The following is a 20050-nucleotide window of genomic DNA, read 5'->3' as shown; positions in this document are numbered from 1 at the left end:
GCGATGAGCGACTTCACGATGCCGTCGCTGGGCGCGGACATGGACGAGGGGACGCTGCTGGAGTGGCTGGTCAAGCCCGGCGACGCCGTGCGCAAGGGCGACATCCTGGCCGTCGTCGACACCTCCAAGGCCGCGGTCGAGGTGGAGAGCTTCGCCGACGGGGTCGTGGACCGGCTCGTCGTCGAGCCCGGCACCCGGGTCCCGGTCGGCGCGGTGCTGGCGACGCTCGGGGAGCCCGAGACGGCGGCCGCCGGGGAACCGGTCCCGGTTCCGGCTCCGGCTGAGGCTCCGGCTCCGGCGGCCCCGGCCGAGGCTCCGGTGGCGACTCCGGGCGAGCGGCCGGCAGGGCATCCGGCGCGGCGCGAGCCCGCCCACCGCAGGGTGCCGCCGGGGCTGCGGGTCAGCTCGCCCTCGGTGCGCCGCGAGGCCGAACGGCTCGGCCTCGACCTCGCCACGATCACCGGCACCGGGCGGGGCGGGGCGATCACCCGCGCGGACGTGTCCCGGGCCGCGGCCCACCCGGAGCCGGCGCCGCGCCGGGTCACGCCGTACGCCCGCGCGCTGGCCGACCAGCTGGGCGTCGACCTTCAGCGGGTCCCGACGACCGGGCGCGGCCCCGTGCGCGCCGCGGACGTGCGCGCCGCCGCTGCGGCCGCACCGAGCGAGCCGGCTCCCGCCGCCGAGCCGGCTCCGGGCGCCGAGCGGGTCCCGGCCGCGGCGGGCGAGGACCGGCGGGCCGCGATGCGCCACCAGATCGCCACGGTGATGGCCCGCTCGAAGCGGGAGATCCCGCACTACTACCTGACCGCCACCGTGGACCTGGGCCGGGCGGTGGCCTGGATGCGGGAGCGCAACCGGGACCTGCCCGTGGCCGAGCGGCTGGTGCCGGCGGCGCTGCTGCTCAAGGCGACCGCGCTCGCGGCCGCCCGGGTGCCCGAGCTCAACGGGTTCTGGGTCGACGACGCGTTCCGCCCGGGCGCCGGGGTGCACGTCGGGGTCGCGGTCTCCCTGCGCGGCGGCGGGCTGGTGGCGCCGGCACTGCACGACGCCGACCGGCTCGACGTGGTGGCGCTGATGGCCGGCATGCGCGACCTGGTCACCCGGGCGCGCGCCGGGCGACTGCACCGCGCCGAGCTCAGCGACCCCACCCTCACCGTCACCAACCTCGGCGACCAGGGCGTGGAGTCCGTGCACGGGGTGATCTACCCGCCCCAGGTGGCGCTGGTCGGGTTCGGCCGGGTCGCGGAGCGGCCGTGGGCGATCGACGGGCTGCTCGGCGTCCGCCCCCTGACCGTGGCCACCCTCGCGGCCGACCACCGCGCCACGGACGGCTTCACCGGCGGCCGGTTCCTCGCCACCGTCGACGACCTGCTCCAGCACCCGGAGGACCTGTGAACGAGCACGACGCCCGCGCCGCCGTCAGCACCGCCCTGCTCCGGATCGTCCCGGACGCCGACCTCGAGGCGCTCGGCGACGACGCGGTGCTGCGCACCGAGCTGGAGCTGGACTCGCTGGACTTCCTGTCCTTCGTCGAGCAGCTGAGCAGCTCGACCGGACGGCGGATCGAGGAGGACGACTACCCCTCGCTGCGCACCATGCACTCCTGTCTCGGCTTCCTGACCGGTTGACGGGTCCACCGGACCTGCATCTGGTGACCTTGGGTCCCACCCGCCGCTCGCGGGGCACGACACACTCGGGGCAGGAGGGCTCGGCTCCTGGAACGGGAGGCCGAGATGAGCATCGGCATTACCTGGAGGCACCTCCTGGTCGACGGACGTGACACGTCGTACGGCGTCGCGGGCAGCGGACCCACCGTGGTGTTCCTGCACGGTTGGGGGCTCTCCCACCGCACCTACCGGCACGGGCTCGAGCGTCTCGTCGGGCGCGGGGTGCGGGTGGTCGCACCGGCGCTGCCGGGGTTCGGCGGCACCGCCGCACTCCCCGCCGCGGCGTTCAGCCTGGAGGGGTACGCCGCGTGGGTGGCGGCGTTCCTGCGCGAGCTCGGGACCGAGGAGCCGGTCACCCTGGCCGGGCACTCCTTCGGCGGCGGGGTGGCGCTGCGGACCGCCCACGACCACCCGGAGCTCGTGGGCCAGCTGGTGCTGATCAACTCGATCGGCGGGTCGGTCTGGGCCCGCCGGGGCGAGCTGCCGGTCCTGATGTCCGACCGGCCGGTGTGGGACTGGGGCCTGCACCTGGCCGCGCACGCGATCTCGGTGCGCTCCTTCACCCGGGTGATGCCGGTGATCGCGGCCGACGCCGTGCCGAACTTCCTGCTGCACCCCGGCACGCTGTGGCGGGTGGGCCGGCTGGCCCGCGACGCCAACCTGTCCGAGGAGCTCGAGGAGCTCAAGGGCCGCGGCCTGCCGATCGTGATCGTCTGGGGCCGGGACGACACCGTGATCCCCTGGGCGTGCGCGGAGTCGCTGGTCATCGCCCTGGGCGGACCCGAGGTGGTCACCGTGCCCGGCAACCACAGCTGGCTGCTGGCCGACCCGAACCGGTTCGCCGAGGTGATCACCAACGTGCTCGGGGTGGCCGAGGACGAGGAGACGCAGGCGTCCTGAGCGGCTCGATCCGGGTGTCGGCCCGGGAGGTCGGCGGGGGGTCGGCCGTGAGGTCGGTCGGGTCAGGCGTCCTCGTGGCCGGCGCCGGTCGCGCGCCGGGCGGCCCGGCGTGCGGCGAGCATCTCCCACTTGCCGACCGCCGCCCGGGCCCGGACCAGCCGCGGCCGGCTGAGCAGGAAGGCGACGAGCACCAGGCCGAGGACGGTCACGACCCGGTTCGGGTCGACCGCGGGCCGCCAGCTGACCCGGCCCTCGCGGACGACGTAAACCCCGGCGGGGCGCCCGCTCAGGCCGAACCCGCCGCCCTCGCCCTCCTGGCCCTTCTCGTCGTGACCGGTGCCGCCCCCGGCGCCGCCGGTCACGTTCGCGGCCGGGATGACGGTGGTGCCGTCCTTCTCGTAGGGCTCCCCGAACACCCGCTTCACCGTCAGGGCGTCCCGGGCTGTGCTGACCACGTCCGCAAGGCTCATGGCTCCACGCTGCGACCGGCGCCGCGGGAGCAGACAGGGCCGGAGGTCCCCGCTGCTGCCAACCGACGGCCGACCGAGGGCCAACTGACGACAGGTCGGACCACCGGATCGCCGCCCCGCTGAGAGCATCGGTGCATGCGCGCACGCCTCCACCACCTCGTCCTGGACTGCCCCGACCCCCGGGCGCTGGCCCGGTTCTGGTCGGCGCTGCTCGACCAGCCGGTCACCTACGACAGCGACGACTGGGTGGTCGTGGCCGCCTCCGACCGCGCCTCCGGCCTGGCCTTCCAGCTCGCGCCCGACCACCGTCGGCCCACCTGGCCCTCCCCGGCGGTGCCCCAGCAGGCCCATCTCGACGTGATGGTCGAGGACCCCGCGGCGGCCGGCCCGGAGGTGCTGGCGCTGGGCGCGACGCACCTGGCGGGGGACGTGTACGCCGACCCGGCCGGCCACCCGTTCTGCCTGGTCACCCGGCCGGGCTGGGCGGTGCCGCTGGAGTGACCCCGGGTGGTGGTCGAACGTTCGGACACCACCGGGGCCCGACCGCCGGTGGACGAACGTTCGACCACCACCGGGGCCCGATCCGCGGGACTGACCCGGCGCCGCCCGCCTGTGGACGAGCCCGGCGCCGGGCAGCGATCTCGTGGTGGGCTGGCCGGGTGCCCCGCAAGATCGACTACGCCGACCGCGGCGACCTGATCGTGGACTCCGTCTGCCGGATCGTCCTCCGCGGTGGACTGCCCGCCCTGTCCCTGCGCGCGGTGGCCGGCGAGATCGGGATGAGCCCCTCCTCGCTGCTCCACCAGTTCGACAATCGTGCCCGGCTGCTCAGCGTGTCCGCGGCGAAGGTCGGCGCCGCGCGGACGCGGTACGCGACGTGGGCGTGCCACCAGCGCGGACCGGTCGGCCTGCTCCCCCGCCGTCCGGACGATCTCGACCGCGCGCGGGTCTGGCTCGCCTTCGTGGAGCTGGCCCGCTCGGAGCAGGACGTGGCCGAGGTGGTCGCGCACATCCGTGACGAGGAGCGGCAGATCCTCATGCGCACCACCCTGCTCGACGCCGGGGCGCCCGAGCTGGTGGCGCTGGCGGCACTCATCGACGGCCTCCTCTCAGGCATGACCGCCGGCCGCGACCCGCTCCCGCTCGAGTGCGCCGAGCGGGCGCTGGCCCTTCACCTCCACCACACCGGCCTGGCCCTGGAGCGGCAGGCCCGGGTGGTGGACGAACGTTCGACCACCACGGACCCCCCTCCCGGAGACGGGCCCGGAGACGGGGCACCTCCCCCCGTCGGCCCGGCTCGGGTCAGGTGAGCAGGTCGACGACGAGGTCGTGGACCAGGTCGTAGCCGTGCTGGGTGAGGATCGACTCGGCGTGGAACTGGATCCCCCGGTAGTGCGGCCCGCGCACCAGGTGCACGTCGCCGGTGGCCGGGTCGGCCTCGACGGTGACCCCCTCGGGCAGCCCCCCGGCCAGACCGCCCCCCTCGCCGCCGGTCGGGACCCGGCCGACGAAGGTGTTGTAGAAGCCCACCCGCTCCTCGCGGCCGCCGATGGCCACCGGCGACTGGGTGCCCTGGAAGACGATGTCCTTGTAGGCGAGCGGGATCCCCAGCTCGTGGCACAGCGCCTGGTGACCCAGGCAGACCGCCAGGAACGGCCGGCCCTGCGCGAGCAGCGAGGCGACCGCCGCGCGCATCGTCGCGATCTTCGGGTCGGCCCCGTCCCGGGGGTCGCCCGGGCCGGGTCCGACGATGACCAGGTCGAACCCGTCGAGCGCGCCGGCGGCGTACTCGTCATGGCGCACCACGGTGCTGGTCATGCCCAGCACGCCCAGCAGGTGGCGCAGCATGTTCACGAAGTCGTCCTCGCCGTCGAGGATCACCACGCTGCGTCCGGCCAGCCGCGGGTCGGGGGCGGAGCCGCCCTGGTCGGTGAGCCAGAACGACGAGAGCCGGCGGTTGCGGGAGTTCAGCGCGATCAGCACGTCCTCGTCGGCGACCAGCTCGGCGAGGTCGGCCCGCGGCGCCGGGGCGGGCGGCACCAGCCCGAAGGCACTGAGGATGCCGCCGGCCTTGGCGTGCGTCTCCGCGACCTCGGACGCCGGCTCGGAGTCGCGGACCAGGGTCGCGCCGGCGGTGACGGTGAGCCGCCCGTCGAGGCCGACGTCGGCGGTGCGGATCACGATCGGGCTGTCCACGACCGGGCCGCCCTCGGGGTCGCGGCCGAGCACGGCCAGGGCGGCGCCGTAGTAGCCGCGGCCCTGCTGCTCGTACTTGCGGATCAGCCGGCAGGCGTTCTCCACCGGGGAGCCGGTGACCGTGGCGGCGTACATCGTGTCGCGGAGCACCTCGCGCGGGTCCCGGCTGGTGCGGCCGGCGAGGAGGTACTCGGTGTGGATCAGGCGGCTCATCGGCTTGAGGAACGGGCCGAGCACCTGGCCACCCTCGTGGCACAGGTCGCACATCATCTTCAGCTCCTCGTCGACGACCATGAAGAGCTCGTAGATCTCCTTCTCGTCGTGGAGGAAGTCCAGGAGCTGGGCCCGGGTGTCGCCGTCGGCGGGCAGGCGGAAGGTGCCGCTGATCGGGTTCATCCGCACGTCGCCGCCGTGGATCGAGACGTGCCGCTCGGGGCTGGCGCCGATGAGGTAGCGGTCGCCGGTGAAGAAGACGTAGGTCCAGTAGGCGCCGCGCTCGCGCTCGAGCAGCCGGCGGAACACGGTCAGGGCCGCCGCGACCCCCCAGTCGGCGACCCGCGCGCGGTAGTGCCGGCCGATGACGAGGTTGGCGCCCTCGCCCTGGCCGATCTCGTCGCGGATGATCGTCTCGACGAGCTTGCCGTACTCCTCGTCGCTGGTCTCGAAGCCGCCCGGGTCGGCGAGCTCGACGCCGGCGTCGTCGATCGCGTCGATCACCTCCGCGACGGAGAACTCGAGCTCGGTCTCGACCTCGACCACCACCAGCGGGGTGCCGTCGTCGTGGGCCTCGAACCCGCGCTCGGCCACCTGCCGGAACGGCACCGCCAGCAGGCGGTCGGCGATGTGGCCGTCCTCGGGCGGGCCCTCCTCGAGCGGTACGTCGAGCAGCGACTCCACCACCCGCCGCTTGCCCCCGACCAGGCCGACCGTGTCCCGGTCCCCGGCCCGGGTCGAGCGGCGGATGATCGCCCACGCCTCGTGCCCCTGGAGCGCCTCGATCGCGGCCCGGGCGTCGGTCGTGGAAGCCATGGCCGCAGCCTAGTTGGCCCCGAGCCGCACGACCGCCACGGTCCACGCCCCGCCGGGCGGCCGTGCCGGCGACTCAGGACAGCGTGGTGAGCAGCTGCGTGGCCCGGGTGAGCACGACGTACAACGTGGCCCGGCCGGTGGCCGACTCGTCCTCGATCTCCTGGGGCCGGACCACGACGATGCCGTCGAACTCCAGGCCCTTGGTGTCCAGGCCGGTCAGCACGACGACCCGGTCCTCGCCGGACGGCGTGACCGAGGAGTCCACCGCGGCGCGCGCACCGGCGGCGTCCTCGGCGAGCTCCGGCCAGGACGCCAGCCAGGCGTTGACCTCCGAGCGCCGGGCCACCGGCACCACGATCCCGACGGTGCCCTCGACCCGGCCCGCCACGTCGGCCACGGCCTGCCGGGTCGCCGCCTCGAGGTCGGTGACCCCGGTGACCTCCTCCGGCTCCACCCCCGTCGAGCGGACGGCGGTGGGCAGGTCGGCGTCCAGGCCGACCCGGCTGGCGTACGCCGCGGCGTGGGCGTAGATCTCGGAGGAGTTGCGGTAGTTGGTGGACAGGTGGAACTCGTGCAGCTCCTTGCCCTCCAGGGCCGCGGCCCGCGCGGCCGCGGACTCCTCGGGCACCGGCCACGAGGACTGCGCGGGGTCGCCGACGATCGTCCAGGAGGCGGTCCGGCCGCGGCGCCCGACCATCCGCCACTGCATCGGCGTGAGGTCCTGCGCCTCGTCGACCAGGACGTGGGCGTAGGGGTCGTCCTCGATCCGGTTGGTCGGGGGCGTCCAGGGCCGCCCGGCAGGCGCGTACTCGCGGTCGGCGGCGGTCACCAGCTCCTGGAGGTCGTGGCCGCCCTGCAGCAGGGCGGTGTCGTCGAGCTCGCGCTCGTCGTCGCTGCGCTGCGGCACGTCGCCCAGCGCGTAGCGCAGCTCGTCGAGCAGCGGCACGTCCTCCACCGACAGCGAGCCGTCGCCGCTCCACGACTTCGACAGGAGCCGCTGCTCCTCCGCGGCGAGCACGCCCTCGGCGACCCGGGACAGGAACTCGGGGTCGCGCAGCCAGGACAGCACCTCGGTCGCCTCGAGCGGCGGCCACCAGGCCAGCGCGAAGTCCACGAACGCGCGGCTGGAGAGCATCTCGTCGTTGAACGCCTCGCGGCCCCGCTCGCGGCCGCGCTCGCCCCGGACCTGGCGCCACATCGCGTCGAGCAGCGTGTTGGCCACCCGCGGCAGCTGCCGGTTGCGGCGGCCCTGCGACATCAGCTGGCGGCGCAGCCGGCCCAGCACCCCGCGGTCGAGGACGATCACGTCGTCGCGCCAGAACACCCGGAACTCCCGGGGGCTCCCCGGCGCCTGCTGCCGGGCCGCACGCCGGACCACCTCGGCCATCCGGGCCGAGCCCTTGACGTCGGCGACCGCCGGCTCGTCGTGCCGGGTCGCGCGGACCCCGTCCACGACCTCGCCGAGCGAGCGCAGCGCGATCGCGGTCTCACCGAGCGAGGGCAGCACCCGCTCGATGTAGCGCATGAACACCCCGCTCGGGCCGACGATCAGCACGCCGCCGCCCTCGTAGCGGCGGCGGTCGGTGTAGAGCAGGTACGCCGCGCGATGCAGCGCGACGACCGTCTTGCCGGTGCCCGGGCCGCCCGAGATCGACACCACGCCCTTGCCGGGTGCCCGGATCGCCTTGTCCTGCTCGGCCTGGATGGTGGCGACGATCGAGTGCATCGAGCGGTCCCGGGCCCGGGACAGCTGGGCCATCAGCGCGCCCTCGCCGATGATCGGAAGCGCCTCGGCCCCTGGGCTGTCAGGGTCGAGCAGCTCGTCCTCGACACCGACCACCGTCGGACCCAGGCAGCGCAGGACACGGCGGCGTACGACGCCGTGCGGCTCGGCCGCCGTGGCCTGGTAGAACACCGCGGCGGCGGGGGCGCGCCAGTCGATCAGCAGCGAGTCGCGGTTCTCGTCGCGCAGCCCGATCCGGCCGATGTAGCGCGGCTCGGGATCGAGGTCCTCGGTGAGGTCGAGCCGCCCGAACACCAGGCCCTCGTGGGCGGCGTCGAGCTGGGCGATCCGCCGGGCGGCCTGGAAGACCATGGCGTCGCGCTCGACCAGGCCACCCTCGTGACCCAGCCGACCCCGGCCGTGCCCCTCCCGCGCCAGCTCCTGAGCGGCCCGGGCCGACTCCTTGAGCTGCACGTAGACCCTGTCGACGACGGCCTGCTCACGACCGATCTCGTTCTCGACGAGCTGTTCTGACAACGGATGTTCCCCTCGGCCCCGAACACGTCCCCCCGCCCGGCCGGTCCGGCCGCTGCGCTGCGGGAGGGGGCCGGCCCCACGCGACCGGCGAGTCGACAAGCCTACCTGCTCCCCCCGCGCGCGCACGCAATTACGGCCCACCCGGCCCCACCCCCGGGGCGGCGGATCAGTCCGCGGGCCGGTAGACCAGCAGCGTCCCGCGGAACGTCCGTCCGGGCCGCTCCTCGCCGAGCGTCACCCGGTAGTGGTCGCCGGGGAGCAGCACGGTCCCGGGACCGGACAGGGATGGCCCGGTACCCCACGCGCCGGTCTCGGTCGCGGGCACCAGCCGGCCGTCGAGGCGCAGGCCGAGGTGGCCGCCGCTGCTGACGTAGCCGAGCACCAGCGGCCCGTCGGCGGTGTCGAAGGAGTGGGCGAGCACGTGGGAGCCGGCGCCGTTGTCGATCATCCGGTCCAGGGTCCAGGTGCGCCCGGCGTCCTCCACGGTGGTGGGCACCCGCATGCCCTGGACGACCGGGTCGGCGGCCTGCTCGCCGTAGGCGGCCAGGCCGATCACGGCGCCGGGCACGGCGACCGGCCGGGCGTCCTGGCCGGTGCCGGGGGCGAGCCAGGCCCGGACGCGGTGCTGCTGCACCGGGCCGGGGTCCTCGACGGAGAAGTCGGTGAGGCCGGCGTCCTCGGCGGCGTCGCCGCAGGGCGAGGAGACGTAGCCGTCGCCGTCGATGGCGACGTGCAGCGCCAGCCGCCGGGGGACGCCGGTGCAGTAGTCGGCGAACGAGACCTCGCCCAGGGCGCCGGTGAACCCGAACCGGAGCACGGCCTGCCCGGGCTCGGAGAACCGGCCGGCCAACAGGTCGGCGCCGGCGACCGTCCGGCGGAACACCGCCGAGCCGTTGCTCACGCCGTCCGGCATCCGCCCGTCGCGCTGGTAGACCGCGAGCGCGGCGGTGGCGCCAGCGGGGGCGTCGTGCAGCCGCACCCGCAGCGTGGTGGCGTCGGCCGGGACCGGCACCGGCCGCTCCAGCGAGCCGCCGGCCAGCGACCGGGCGACCGGCTCGTTCCCGACGAAGAGCGTCGCGACCCCGTCGCCGAGGCCGTCGGCGACGAGCGAGACGACCCGGCCGCGGTCGGACGCGGGCAGCCGCACCCGGCCTCCGGCGACCTCGCGGGGCGGCACCGCGTCGGCGTAGCGGTAGCCGAAGCCGAGCACGCTGACCCGGGCCGGCACGTCGTGACCCGCCAGCCGGTGGGGCGGCCCGGCCGGCTCGGGCGCGCCACCGCCCAGGGTCGGGAGCAGGCCCACCCCGGCGGCGGTCAGCACCACCGCGACCGCGGCGGCGACCAGGCCGCGCCGGCGGCGGCGCACGACCCGGACGCGTTCGCGCACCGCGACCGGGCGCACGTGCAGATCGTGGTCGGCCACCCCGGCCGCATGGTCGCCGAGGACGGCGCGCAGCTCGTCGGTCGTGCTCATCGCAGGCCCTCCATCTCGTCCGTCCTCGAGCCCGGGTCGGTGCCGTCGGCGAGGGACGGGTCGATCCGCAGCTTCGCCAACGCCTTGCTGGTCTGGCTCTTGACCGTGCCGACCGAGCAGCCGAGCAGCCGCGCGGTCTCGGCCTCGGTCAGGTCCTCGAAGTAGCGCAGCACCACCACCGCCCGTTGCCGCCGCGGCAGCCGGCCCATCGCGGTCCACAGGTCGTGGCCGGCGTCGACCGCCACGGTCGCGTCGCCGGCCGGGTGCTCGGGGAGCTCCTCGGTGGCCAGCTCGCCGTTCCAGCGGCGACGCCACCAGGAGGCGTAGGTGTTGACCAGGATCTTGCGGACGTAAGGCTCCGGACGCCCCGAGATCCGCGCCCAGGCGAACCACGCCTTGGCGAGCGCGGTCTGCAGCAGGTCCTCGGCCAGCGCGTGGTCGTGGGTCAGCAGGTACGCCGTGCGCAGCAGCCCGGAGGACCGGGCCGCCACGAACTCGTCGAAGTCGACCCGGTCCTCAGCGTGCGTGTCGTCCACCGGTCTCCCCGAGGTGGTCGCGGTGTCTCGCGATCCGGCCAGTGCGGTCATATCCGGTACTACCGGGTGGCGGTCCCGGATGGTTGCCCCAATTGGTTGCCCCGGAACTCGCCGAGGTCGTCGGCGGCTACTTCTTGCGGTTCAGGAACGCGGTCATCGCCGCGCGCGCCTCCTCGGAGGCGAACAGCCGGGCGCTGAGCGCCGCCATCTCCTCCCCGCCGGCGTCGATGCGCGCGAGCAGGTCGGCGTTGAGGATCCGCTTGGACTCCCGCAGCCCCTGCGGGGTCCCGGTGGCCAGCGAGGCGCAGAGCCGCGACACCTCGGCGTCCAGCTCCTCCGCCGGCACCGCGGCGGTGACCAGGCCGTACGCCGCGGCGTCGCGGCCGGTGAACACCTCGCCGCCCAGCGTGGTCAGCGCCGCGGCCCGCGGGTTCATCCGGTGGTGGACGGTGAGCGAGATGATCGCGGCGGCCAGGCCGAGCTTGACCTCGGTCAGCGCGAATGTGGCGTCCTCGGCGGCGATCGCGAGGTCCGAGGCGGCGACGATGCCGATGCCGCCGGCGCGCACCGCGCCGTGCAGCCGGGTGACCACCGGCTTGTCCATCGACACGATCAGCCGCTGGAGCTCCACGATCCGGCGGGCGCCCTCCTCCATGCCGCCCGCGCTGGCCTCGGAGAGGTCCGCGCCGGAGCAGAAGACCCGGCCCTCCGCCCGGACCAGCACCACCCGCACCGCCGGGTCGGCCTCGGCGCGGCGCAGCCCGTCGAAGAGCTCGCCGACCAGCTGGCGGGAGAGCGCGTTCCGGTTGTGCTGGCTGTCCAGCGTGAGCGTCGCGACCCGCGCCTCCGGGGGGCCGTCGGTGGCGTAGTGGACGAGCTCGCTGGGGACGTCAGGCATGCGGTCCATCCTGCCGCACCCCACCGCCGGCCGGGTGTGAGGCAGGACACCGCCTGGGATCCGCGACGGCCGCCGCTCCGAATCACCCCCATGACCTCACGACTGCTCCATGCCTGGTTCGGCGTGCTCGCCACCCTCGTCGGGGTCGCCGCCGGCCACCTCGTCGCCGCGCTGACGGAGCCGTCCGCCTCCCCGGTGCTGGCCGTCGGCTCGGCCGTCATCGACCTGACCCCGACCCCGCTGAAGGAGTGGGCGATCGCCCACTTCGGGAGCAACGACAAGACCGTGCTGGTCGGGTCGGTGCTGGTCGGGGTGCTGCTGCTGGCCGCGGTCGCGGGCCTGCTCGCGCGCCGCCGGCTGGCGTACGGCGCCGCGCTGCTGGTCGTCCTGGTGGCGATCGCGGCGGCGGCCGCGCTGTCCCGGCCGACCGCGGGGCCGATCGAGGTGCTGCCGAGCGTGGTCGCGGCCATCGCCGGCGTCGGCGCGCTGGCCTGGCTGGTGACCAGGACGACCTCCGGTGCCGTTCCGGCCGGATCCGCGGCCGCCGACGACCGGCACCGGGACACCAGCCACGGGGACACCAGCCACCGGGGCACCAGCCGCCGGGCGGTGCTGGTCGCCTCCGGCACGCTGACCGTCGCGGCCGCCGCGATGGGCGGGATCGGCCGGTGGATCGGCTCCTACCTCACCCGCCCGGAGGACGTGGCGCTGCCGGCGCCCGACGACCCGGCGCCGGCGTTTCCGGCCGGGCTGGACGACCGGGTGCCCGGCATCACGCCGTTCCGCACCGCCACCTCCGACTTCTACCGGGTCGACACGCGCCTCACCCTGCCCGCCGTCGGCCTGGACGGCTGGCGCCTGACCATCGACGGCGACGTCGACCGCGAGGTCGGGTTCAGCTTCGACGACCTGACCCAGATGGACCTGATCGAGCGGGACATCACGCTGACCTGCGTGTCCAACGAGGTCGGCGGCCACTACGTCGGCGGCGCGCGCTGGCTGGGCGTGTCGCTGACCGACCTGCTCGACCGGGCCGGCATCGGGCACACCGGGGCCGACCAGATCCTGTCCACCGACGTGGACGGCATGACGATCAGCACCCCGCTGGAGCTGGCCACCGACGGCCGGGACGCGATGATCGCGATCGGCATGAACGGCGCGGCGCTGCCCCGCGAGCACGGGTTCCCGGCCCGGATGGTCGTCCCCGGCCTGTACGGCTTCATCAGCGCCACCAAGTGGATCACCCGGATGACGCTGACCACCTACGCCGAGCACGACGCCTACTGGACCCAGCGCGGCTGGGCCACCGACGCCCCCATCAAGATCGCCAGCCGGATCGACACGCCCCGGCCGCTGGCCACGATCGACGCCGGCCGCACCCTCATCGGCGGCGTCGCGTGGGCGCAGCACCGCGGCGGGGTCGCGAAGGTCGAGGTGCGCATCGACGGCGGCCCCTGGCAGGAGGCCCGGCTGGGCCCCTCGGCCGGCAACGACTACTGGCGGCAGTGGTACCTGCCCTGGTCGGCCGGCAGCGGCCGGCACACGCTCACCGTGCGCGCCACCGACGGCCGGGGCGAGCAGCAGACCGCGGTCCGCGCGACCCCGTTCCCGGACGGCTCCAGCGGCCTGCAGCAGGTCGTGGTCACCGTCACATGACCCGCTGCCCCGTCGGGCAATCCGCCCACCCGGCCGCACCGAATCACTCCTGTCAGCCCCACCAACGGAAGGTCCGAAGAACCATGAAGAGCAACACCCTCCGCCGCACGGGCGGGCTCGCCGCCCTGGCCCTCACCGCCACCATGGGCCTGGCCGCCTGCGGGAACAGCGACGACACCAGCGCCTCGGCATCCGACAGCACCAGCATGTCGTCGACGCCCAGTGACAACAGCAGCTCGGACTCGATGGCGTCCGACGCCGGTGCGCAGACCTTCGGCCCCGGCTGCTCGGCGATCCCGACCTCGGGCGCCGGCTCCTTCGGCGGCATGGCCACCCAGCCGGTCGCGACCGCCGCCAGCGCGAACCCCCTGCTGCAGACCCTGGTCAAGGCGGTCGGCGCCGCGGGCCTCGGGGACACCCTGAACTCCGCCCAGGGCATCACCGTCTTCGCGCCGACCGACGACGCGTTCGGCAAGATCCCGTCCAAGACGCTGGACAGCGTCCTCAAGGACAAGAAGACGCTGACCACGATCCTGTCGCACCACGTGATCGGCGAGCAGCTCTCGCCCGACCAGCTCGCCGGCACCCACAAGACGCTGGCGGGCGATACCGTCACCGTGAAGGGCTCGGGCGAGGACTTCACTGTCGGCGACGAGAACGCCAAGATCCTGTGCGGCAACATCCCGACCGCGAACGCCACGGTCTACGTGGTCGACACGGTGCTGATGCCGAACAGCTGATCGGGTTTGTCGAGAGACGTTCACGGAAGGATTCCAGGAGTGGACCCCATCCGGCCCGTGCGGGACGGCGCCCCCTCGATCGAGGGGGCGCCGGCGCCCGCCGCCGCGGCCGACACGCACGGACAGCTGGCCGACCTGCTCCGCAGGTCCGGCCGAGGCGACCAGGGCGCCTTCGCCGCGTTGTACGACGCGACGTCGCGCCGTGCGTACGGCCTGGCGGTCCGGGTGGTCCGCGACCCGGCACAGGCCGAAGAGGTGACCCAGGAGGCCTACCTCGAGGTGTGGCGGAGCTCGACCCGGTTCGACCCCGCCCGCGGCAGCGCCCTGTCCTGGATCCTCACGATCGTCCACCGCAAGGCGGTGGACCGGGTCCGGTCCGCGGAGGCCTCGAGCCGCCGGGACCTGACCTACCACCAGCAGAACCAGCCGGTCGACCATGACGCGACCGCGGAGGCCGCCGAGGCCTCGCTCGAGGCCCACCGGGTCCGGGGCGCGCTGGCCCACCTCACCGAGGTGCAGCGCGAGGCCCTGGAGCTGGCGTACTTCGGGGGCTACACACATACGGAGGTGGCGACGATGCTCGACCTGCCGGTCGGCACCGCCAAGACCCGGATCCGGGACGGCCTGATCCGACTACGAGACGCGATGGGGGTGGGAAGATGAGCGACATGCATGCGCTGTCCGGCGCCTACGCCGTCGACGCCCTCGACGAGCTGGAGCAGGCCCGCTTCGAGCGGCACCTCGCCGAGTGCGCGGTCTGCCGGGCCGAGGTCGACGAGCTGCGCGAGGCGGCGGCGCTGATGGCCGAGACCTCCGCCCTCGAGCCCGACCCGGCCCTGCGGGTCCGGGTGCTGTCGGAGATCGCGACGGTGCGCCCGCTGCCCCCGCACACCGGTGCCGCCGGCCCGTCCGCGCCGCACCGCCGCCGCTGGCTCGCGCCGCTGGCCGCCGCGGCCGCCGTGGTGGCCGCGCTCGGCGTGGGCGGCACGGTCTGGCACCCGTGGACCGACGACTCCTCCCAGGCCCAGCCGTCCGCGATCCAGCGGGTGCTCCGCGCCGCGGACGCCCAGCGGGTGACGAAGACTGTCGACGGGGACGGCGAGGCCACCCTCGTACGCTCGCGGTCGATGAACGAGGCCGTGCTGCTCACCAAGAACATGCCCGCCCCGCCCGCGGGCAAGGTCTACGAGCTCTGGCTCCAGGACCCCGACAAGGGCATGGTGCCGGCCGGGCTGATGCCCGACGGCGCCACCTCGGTGCTGCTCTCCGGTGACGCCGCCGACGCCATCGGCGCCGGGATCACGGTCGAGCCGCCGGGTGGCTCGACCGTGCCCACCTCGGACCCGGTGCTCCTGTTCAGGTTCGAGAACGCCTGATGGGGAGCACCACCCCCGCCCGGGTCGCCGTCGTCGGCTCCGGGGTCGCCGGGCTGACCGCTGCGTACGTCGCGGCCGGGACGGCCCGGGTGACCCTGTACGAGGCCGACGACCGGCTCGGCGGCCACGCCGACACCCACCGGGTCGAGACCGCGACGGGCACGCTGGCGATCGACACCGGCTTCATCGTGCACAACCAGCGGACCTACCCGACGCTGCTGCGGCTGTTCGCCGAGCTCGGCGTGCAGACGCAGGACTCCGAGATGTCGATGTCGATCCGCGACGACGCCTCGGGGCTGGAGTGGGCCGGCGCGCTCGGGCGCCGCGGGCTGTTCCCGACCCGCGCGCACCTCGCGCGCCCGGCGTACCTGCGGATGCTCACCGAGATCCCGCGGTTCCACCGCCGGGCCCGGGCGCTGCTGGCCACCGGCGAGGCGGACCCGGCCTCGGACGGGACCACGCTGCGGGCGTTCCTCGACGCGGGCGGCTTCTCCGGCGACTTCCGGCGCCACTTCATGGAGCCGGTGGTCGCCGCCGTGTGGTCCTGCGACCCGGAGCTGGCGCTGGACTACCCCGCGCGCTACCTGTTCACGTTCCTGCAGCACCACGGGATGCTCGCGATCTTCGGCTCGCCCCCGTGGCGCACGGTCACCGGCGGGTCGGGCACCTACGTCGAGCGGGTCGCCGCCCGGCTGCACGAGGTCCGGACCGGCACCAAGGTCACCTCGGTGGCCGAGACCCCGACCGGCGTCGAGGTCACCGACGGCAACGGCGGCGTCGAGACGTACGACGCGGTCGTCGTCGCGACCCACCCGGGCCAGGCGCTGGCGATGCTGGCCGACCCGACGCCGGCCCAGCGCGAGGTGCTGGGCGCGATGCCGTACTCGCCCAACACCGCGCTGCTGCACACCGACGCCTCGCTGCTGCCCCACGCCCGCAACGCCCGGGCGTCGTGGAACTTCCGCCGGCCGGAGGCCGCGCGCGGCCACGTCACGGTCACCTACGACCTGACCCGGCTGCAGCGGCTGCCCACCGAGACCCACTACCTGGTCACGCTCGGCGGCGAGCACCTGGTCGACCCGGCCACGGTGATCGACCGGATGGAGTACGAGCACCCGCTCTACACCCCCGCCTCCGTGGCCGCCCAGCGGCGGCTGCCGGAGATCGCCACCGACCGGCTCGCGTTCGCCGGCGCCTACCACGGCTGGGGCTTCCACGAGGACGGCGCGCGCTCCGGCGCGGCCGCCGCCGCCCGCCTCGGCCTCACCTGGCAGCCCTCCGGCGATCGGGGGGCGAGCGCGCAGCGTCCCGAGACCCCGGAACCGGCGACCGGCGTCTACGCCACCACGATCCGGCACACCCGGCGGACGCCGTTCCGGCGCAGCTTCGAGAACCACTCGCACACCTGGCTGGTCGACCTCGACGACCTGCCGCAGCACGGCCCGCTGGCCCCGGTCCTTGGCCGGTTCGAGGCGCGTGACCACCTCGGCGACCCGCACCGCACGATCCGGGAGAACGTCGCGACGTTCCTGGCCAAGCACGGCGTCGCGCTGGACGGCCCGGCCGGCCGAGGCCGGGTGCTGATGGCCGCGCACCCGCGCGCGTTCGGCTACTGCTTCAACCCGATCAGCGTGTTCTGGTGCCTCGACGCGACCGGCGACCGGATCGCCACCGTCGTCGAGGTGCACAACACCTACGGCGACCGGCACGCCTACCTCGTCAAACCCGACCCGCAGGGCCGGGCCCGCGTGGGCAAGGCGATGTACGTCTCGCCGTTCCACGGCACCGACGGCTCCTACGACCTCGCGGTCCCCGTCCCCGGGGACCGCCTGCACGTCGCGGTCAGCCTGCACACCGACGACGGCGCCACCTTCAGCGCGTCCCTCACCGGGGCGCGACTGCCGGGGGGCGCCACCGGCCCGGGCTCGCGACGCCGAGCGCTCCGGGCAGCTCCGGCCGCGCTACGCGGCTCGCTCCTCATCCGCGCCCACGGCCTGCGCCTGTGGGCCCGACGACTGCCGGTCCGTCAGCGACCGCAGCACCACCAGGAAGGTGTCTGACCCCATGACCCTTGCCCCCTCCCGTCCCGAGACCACCCGCGAGGCCACCGCCGAGAACATCCGCGAGGCGCTCAGCGACTGGCCGGGACTCGATCGGGTCCCGGCCGGCCTACGCACCCGGGTGTCCGCGAAGGTCGCCCGCCAGCTGTTCCTCGGCGCCGTCCGCCGGCTGCCGGTGACCGTCGAGGTGCTCGCCGAGGACGCCCCCGGCTCGGGCAGCGTCACGACCTACGGCCGCGGCGGCCCGCGGATGGTGGTGCACCGGCCGGGCGAGCTGTTCGACCGGCTGGGGAGGGACGGCCTGATCGGCTTCGGCGAGGCCTACCTCACCGGGGCCTGGGAGGCCGAGGACCTGGCCGGGTTCCTCACGGTGCTCGCCGCCCAGCTGAGCGACCTGGTGCCCCGGCCGCTGCAGCGGCTGCGAGCGATCGCCGTGCCGCGCACCCCGCGCCGGACCCGGAACACCACCCGGGGGTCGCGCGACAACATCGCGCACCACTACGACCTGTCCAACGAGCTGTTCCAGCTGTTCCTGGACCCGTCGCTGAGCTACTCCGCGGCGCTCTTCGACTCCGACATCGTCGACCGCGGCGACTTCCGGCAGGCGACCTCGCCGTACCGACCCGGCACCGACGGACCCGGCTCCGGGGAGGACCTGCTCGAGGCCCAGGCCCGCAAGGTGGAGCGGCTGCTCGACCAGGCCGGCGTCGGGGAGGGCACCCGGGTGCTGGAGATCGGCACCGGCTGGGGCGAGCTCGCGCTGCGCGCCGCCCGCCGGGGCGCCCGGGTGCACACGATCACGCTGTCGGTGGAGCAGAAGGAGCTCGCCGAGCAGCGGATCGCCGCCGCCGGGCTCGCGCACCTGGTGGACGTGGAGCTGTGCGACTACCGCGAGGTCTCGACCGGCCCGACCAGCGACGTGCGCTACGACGCGGTGGTGTCGGTGGAGATGATCGAGGCCGTCGGCCACGAGTACTGGGCCACCTACTTCGAGACCATCGACCGGGTGCTCGCCCCGGGCGGGAAGGTCGCGATCCAGGCGATCACCATGCCGCACGACCGGATGCTGGCCACCCGCAACACCTACACGTGGATCAACAAGTACATCTTCCCCGGCGGCTTCCTGCCCTCGGTCGAGGTCATCGACCAGGTCACCCGCCGGCGCACCGGGCTGCGGGTCACCGACCGGCTCTCGATGGGGGCCCACTACACCGAGACGCTGCGCCGCTGGGACCGGGCCTTCGCCGAGGCCTCCGAGCAGGTGCTGGCGCTGGGCTTCGACGAGACGTTCCTGCGGATGTGGCACTTCTACCTGGAGTACTCCCGCGCCGGCTTCGACGCTGGTTACATCGACGTCAACCAGATCACCCTCGCCCGGCCCGAGGAGGCCCGCCGATGACCGACACGGCCACCCCCGCCACCCCCGCCACCCCCGCCAGCCCGGCCACCGCTGACACCGCGGGCCCGGGCCGGTCCCCGGCCACCGACGGCCGGAGCCCGGCCCCCGGTGGGGTCGCGACCGCGCTGGCCGAGGCGGCCCGCCCGTTCGTCGGCGGGGAGCTCCCGGTCCGGCTGCGGGCCTGGGACGGCTCCGAGGCGGGCCCCGCCGACGGGCCGCGGGTCGAGCTGCGCTCGCCCGACGCCGTACGCCGGCTGCTGTGGCACCCCGGGGAGCTGGGCGCGGCGCAGGCCTACGTGACCGGCGAGCTCGACGTGCCCGAGGTGGACGGCTGGACCCTGGACCGGGCGCTCGCCCACGCGTTCGCGGTCGCGGCGCAGCGGGGCCTGTCCGGCTCCCGGCCCTCGCCCACCGCGCTGGCGGCCGCGGTCCGCACCCTGCTCGGCGTGCCCGAGCTGCGCGCGGCGCTGCTCGGCCGGCCGCCGGCCCCGCCGGCCTCCCAGGCCCGGGTGCGCGGCCGGCTGCACAGCCCGCTGCGCGACCGGCGGGCGATCAGCCACCACTACGACCTCTCCAACGAGTTCTACTCGCTGATCCTGGAGGAGTCGATGGCGTACTCGTGCGGCTACTTCACGAGCGAGGACACCACGCTCGAGGAGGCCCAGCACGCGAAGCTGTCGCTGGTCTGCCGCAAGCTCGGACTGGCCGAGGGCAGCACCCTGCTCGACGTCGGCTGCGGCTGGGGGTCGCTGTCGCTGCACGCCGCCGAGCACTTCGGTGCCCGGGTGGTCGGCGTGACGATCGCCGCCGAGCAGAAGCGGTTCATCGACGCGCGGATCGCCGAGCGGGGGCTCGCCGACCGGGTCGAGATCCGGCTGCAGGACTACCGCGAGGTGCCCGAGCGCGACCACTTCGACGCGGTGTCCTCCCTCGAGATGGGCGAGCACGTCGGGGAGCGCAACTACCCGACGTACGCCGAGGTGCTGCGCCGCTCGGTCCGCCCCGGCGGCCGGGTGCTGGTGCAGCAGATGTCGCGCACCGGGAGGTGGCCCGGTGGCGGCCCGTTCATCGAGTCGTTCATCGCGCCGGACATGTACATGCGCCCGGTCGGCGAGACCGTCGCGTACCTGGAGCGCGGGGGGCTCGAGGTCCGGGACGTGCACGCGCTGCGGGAGCACTACGTGCGCACGGTGGACGGCTGGCTGGAGCGCTTCGAGGCGAACCGGGACCGGCTGGCCGAGCTGGTGGGCGAGGAGGTCGTGCGCGTGTGGCGGCTCTACCTGGTCGGCGGCTCGATGGCGTTCCGCGACGGGCGGATGGGCGTCGACCAGATCCTGATGGTGCGGCCCGGCGCCGCCCACGACCTGCCGCCGACCCGGGGCTCCTGAG

The 20050-nt window shown here is 74.9% G+C and carries 18 protein-coding genes; 12 read left to right on the top strand and 6 right to left on the bottom strand.

Going from position 1 to position 20050, the window contains the following annotated elements; translation table 11 throughout:
- Window positions 1-3: 3 nt before the first annotated feature.
- The 3 genes from BJZ21_RS01255 (at window position 4) to BJZ21_RS01245 (ending at window position 2567) form a co-directional block, all read left to right on the top strand.
- Window positions 4-1395 (top strand): dihydrolipoamide acetyltransferase family protein, encoded by a 1392-nt coding sequence (locus tag BJZ21_RS01255; protein WP_179662097.1) that lies wholly within the window; start codon window positions 4-6, stop codon window positions 1393-1395.
- Window positions 1392-1628, top strand: coding sequence for a phosphopantetheine-binding protein (locus BJZ21_RS01250; protein WP_179662096.1), 237 nt, complete (start codon window positions 1392-1394; stop codon window positions 1626-1628). The genes BJZ21_RS01255 and BJZ21_RS01250 overlap by 4 nt, the downstream gene beginning before the upstream one ends.
- Window positions 1629-1733: 105 nt before the next feature.
- The gene (locus tag BJZ21_RS01245; RefSeq protein ID WP_179662095.1) at window positions 1734-2567 is read left to right on the top strand and encodes an alpha/beta fold hydrolase; all 834 of its coding nucleotides are present in this window, start codon (window positions 1734-1736) and stop codon (window positions 2565-2567) included.
- Between the two features lie 62 nt (window positions 2568-2629).
- Here BJZ21_RS01245 and BJZ21_RS01240 read toward each other — a convergent pair whose 3' ends face one another.
- The gene (locus tag BJZ21_RS01240; protein WP_179662094.1) at window positions 2630-3037 is read right to left on the bottom strand and encodes a spore germination protein GerW family protein; all 408 of its coding nucleotides are present in this window, start codon (window positions 3035-3037) and stop codon (window positions 2630-2632) included.
- A gap of 135 nt (window positions 3038-3172) precedes the next feature.
- Here BJZ21_RS01240 and BJZ21_RS01235 point away from each other — a divergent pair, with 135 nt between their 5' ends.
- Together BJZ21_RS01235 and BJZ21_RS01230 are read left to right on the top strand one after the other, a co-directional pair.
- Complete coding sequence (locus BJZ21_RS01235) at window positions 3173-3538, top strand: VOC family protein (protein ID WP_179662093.1); 366 nt, start codon at window positions 3173-3175, stop codon at window positions 3536-3538.
- Window positions 3539-3696: 158 nt separating this feature from the next.
- Window positions 3697-4347 carry a TetR family transcriptional regulator C-terminal domain-containing protein gene (locus tag BJZ21_RS01230; protein WP_179662092.1) on the top strand — a complete coding sequence of 217 codons (651 nt, stop codon included), beginning with the start codon at window positions 3697-3699 and terminating at the stop codon, window positions 4345-4347.
- On the opposite strand, the gene BJZ21_RS01225 is transcribed toward BJZ21_RS01230, so the two are convergent.
- The 5 genes from BJZ21_RS01225 to BJZ21_RS01205 all read right to left on the bottom strand — a co-directional run bounded on the left by BJZ21_RS01225 (window position 4340) and on the right by BJZ21_RS01205 (window position 11430).
- Window positions 4340-6262, bottom strand: coding sequence for an anthranilate synthase family protein (locus BJZ21_RS01225; RefSeq protein ID WP_179662091.1), 1923 nt, complete (start codon window positions 6260-6262; stop codon window positions 4340-4342). The two genes, BJZ21_RS01230 and BJZ21_RS01225, sit on opposite strands and share 8 nt — an antisense overlap.
- A gap of 73 nt (window positions 6263-6335) precedes the next feature.
- Window positions 6336-8522 (bottom strand): HelD family protein, encoded by a 2187-nt coding sequence (locus BJZ21_RS01220; RefSeq protein WP_179662090.1) that lies wholly within the window; start codon window positions 8520-8522, stop codon window positions 6336-6338.
- A 166-nt stretch (window positions 8523-8688) separates the two neighbouring features.
- On the bottom strand, window positions 8689-9996 hold the full coding sequence (locus BJZ21_RS01215) for a hypothetical protein (protein WP_179662089.1): 1308 nt from the start codon (window positions 9994-9996) through the stop codon (window positions 8689-8691).
- The gene (locus BJZ21_RS01210; protein WP_343051893.1) at window positions 9993-10532 is read right to left on the bottom strand and encodes a SigE family RNA polymerase sigma factor; all 540 of its coding nucleotides are present in this window, start codon (window positions 10530-10532) and stop codon (window positions 9993-9995) included. The genes BJZ21_RS01215 and BJZ21_RS01210 overlap by 4 nt, the downstream gene beginning before the upstream one ends.
- 127 nt (window positions 10533-10659) lie before the next feature.
- A complete protein-coding gene (locus BJZ21_RS01205) occupies window positions 10660-11430 on the bottom strand; it encodes an enoyl-CoA hydratase-related protein (RefSeq protein ID WP_246298434.1) in 771 nt (256 codons plus the stop codon).
- Between the two features lie 90 nt (window positions 11431-11520).
- Between BJZ21_RS01205 and BJZ21_RS01200 the strand changes: the two genes are divergently transcribed.
- The 7 genes from BJZ21_RS01200 to BJZ21_RS01170 all read left to right on the top strand — a co-directional run bounded on the left by BJZ21_RS01200 (window position 11521) and on the right by BJZ21_RS01170 (window position 20049).
- On the top strand, window positions 11521-13086 hold the full coding sequence (locus tag BJZ21_RS01200; RefSeq protein ID WP_179662086.1) for a molybdopterin-dependent oxidoreductase: 1566 nt from the start codon (window positions 11521-11523) through the stop codon (window positions 13084-13086).
- A gap of 83 nt (window positions 13087-13169) precedes the next feature.
- Window positions 13170-13826: a fasciclin domain-containing protein gene (locus BJZ21_RS01195; RefSeq protein WP_179662085.1), complete on the top strand. Its 657-nt coding sequence runs from the start codon at window positions 13170-13172 to the stop codon at window positions 13824-13826.
- 39 nt (window positions 13827-13865) lie between these two features.
- Complete coding sequence (sigK, locus tag BJZ21_RS01190) at window positions 13866-14489, top strand: ECF RNA polymerase sigma factor SigK (RefSeq protein WP_179662084.1); 624 nt, start codon at window positions 13866-13868, stop codon at window positions 14487-14489.
- Window positions 14486-15202, top strand: coding sequence for an anti-sigma factor (locus BJZ21_RS01185; RefSeq protein ID WP_179662083.1), 717 nt, complete (start codon window positions 14486-14488; stop codon window positions 15200-15202). The genes sigK and BJZ21_RS01185 overlap by 4 nt, the downstream gene beginning before the upstream one ends.
- Entirely contained in the window at window positions 15202-17262 is a 2061-nt protein-coding gene (locus tag BJZ21_RS01180) for an FAD-dependent oxidoreductase (RefSeq protein WP_179662082.1), read from the top strand. Before BJZ21_RS01185 ends, BJZ21_RS01180 begins: the two co-directional genes overlap by 1 nt.
- A 4-nt stretch (window positions 17263-17266) precedes the next feature.
- Complete coding sequence (locus BJZ21_RS01175; RefSeq protein WP_179662081.1) at window positions 17267-18661, top strand: SAM-dependent methyltransferase; 1395 nt, start codon at window positions 17267-17269, stop codon at window positions 18659-18661.
- Window positions 18658-20049: an SAM-dependent methyltransferase gene (locus BJZ21_RS01170; protein ID WP_179662080.1), complete on the top strand. Its 1392-nt coding sequence runs from the start codon at window positions 18658-18660 to the stop codon at window positions 20047-20049. Before BJZ21_RS01175 ends, BJZ21_RS01170 begins: the two co-directional genes overlap by 4 nt.
- Window position 20050: the final 1 nt, after the last annotated feature.

The sequence above is a fragment of the Nocardioides panaciterrulae genome (assembly GCF_013409645.1).
In the GTDB taxonomy this organism is placed as follows: Bacteria; Actinomycetota; Actinomycetes; order Propionibacteriales; family Nocardioidaceae; genus Nocardioides; species Nocardioides panaciterrulae.
This window is presented reverse-complemented; position numbering and strand designations above follow the sequence as displayed.

Bases quoted from the DNA above. Each gene is read 5' to 3' on its own strand.
- BJZ21_RS01255 (WP_179662097.1), top strand. From the start codon at position 4: ATGAGCGACTTCACGATGCCGTCGCTGGGCGCGGACATGGACGAGGGG.
- BJZ21_RS01245 (WP_179662095.1), top strand. From the start codon at position 1,734: ATGAGCATCGGCATTACCTGGAGGCACCTCCTGGTCGACGGACGTGAC.
- BJZ21_RS01240 (WP_179662094.1), bottom strand. From the start codon at position 3,037: ATGAGCCTTGCGGACGTGGTCAGCACAGCCCGGGACGCCCTGACGGTG.
- BJZ21_RS01235 (WP_179662093.1), top strand. From the start codon at position 3,173: ATGCGCGCACGCCTCCACCACCTCGTCCTGGACTGCCCCGACCCCCGG.
- BJZ21_RS01225 (WP_179662091.1), bottom strand. From the start codon at position 6,262: ATGGCTTCCACGACCGACGCCCGGGCCGCGATCGAGGCGCTCCAGGGG.
- BJZ21_RS01215 (WP_179662089.1), bottom strand. From the start codon at position 9,996: ATGAGCACGACCGACGAGCTGCGCGCCGTCCTCGGCGACCATGCGGCC.
- BJZ21_RS01205 (WP_246298434.1), bottom strand. From the start codon at position 11,430: ATGCCTGACGTCCCCAGCGAGCTCGTCCACTACGCCACCGACGGCCCC.
- BJZ21_RS01200 (WP_179662086.1), top strand. From the start codon at position 11,521: ATGACCTCACGACTGCTCCATGCCTGGTTCGGCGTGCTCGCCACCCTC.
- BJZ21_RS01195 (WP_179662085.1), top strand. From the start codon at position 13,170: ATGAAGAGCAACACCCTCCGCCGCACGGGCGGGCTCGCCGCCCTGGCC.
- BJZ21_RS01185 (WP_179662083.1), top strand. From the start codon at position 14,486: ATGAGCGACATGCATGCGCTGTCCGGCGCCTACGCCGTCGACGCCCTC.
- BJZ21_RS01180 (WP_179662082.1), top strand. From the start codon at position 15,202: ATGGGGAGCACCACCCCCGCCCGGGTCGCCGTCGTCGGCTCCGGGGTC.
- BJZ21_RS01175 (WP_179662081.1), top strand. From the start codon at position 17,267: ATGACCCTTGCCCCCTCCCGTCCCGAGACCACCCGCGAGGCCACCGCC.
- BJZ21_RS01170 (WP_179662080.1), top strand. From the start codon at position 18,658: ATGACCGACACGGCCACCCCCGCCACCCCCGCCACCCCCGCCAGCCCG.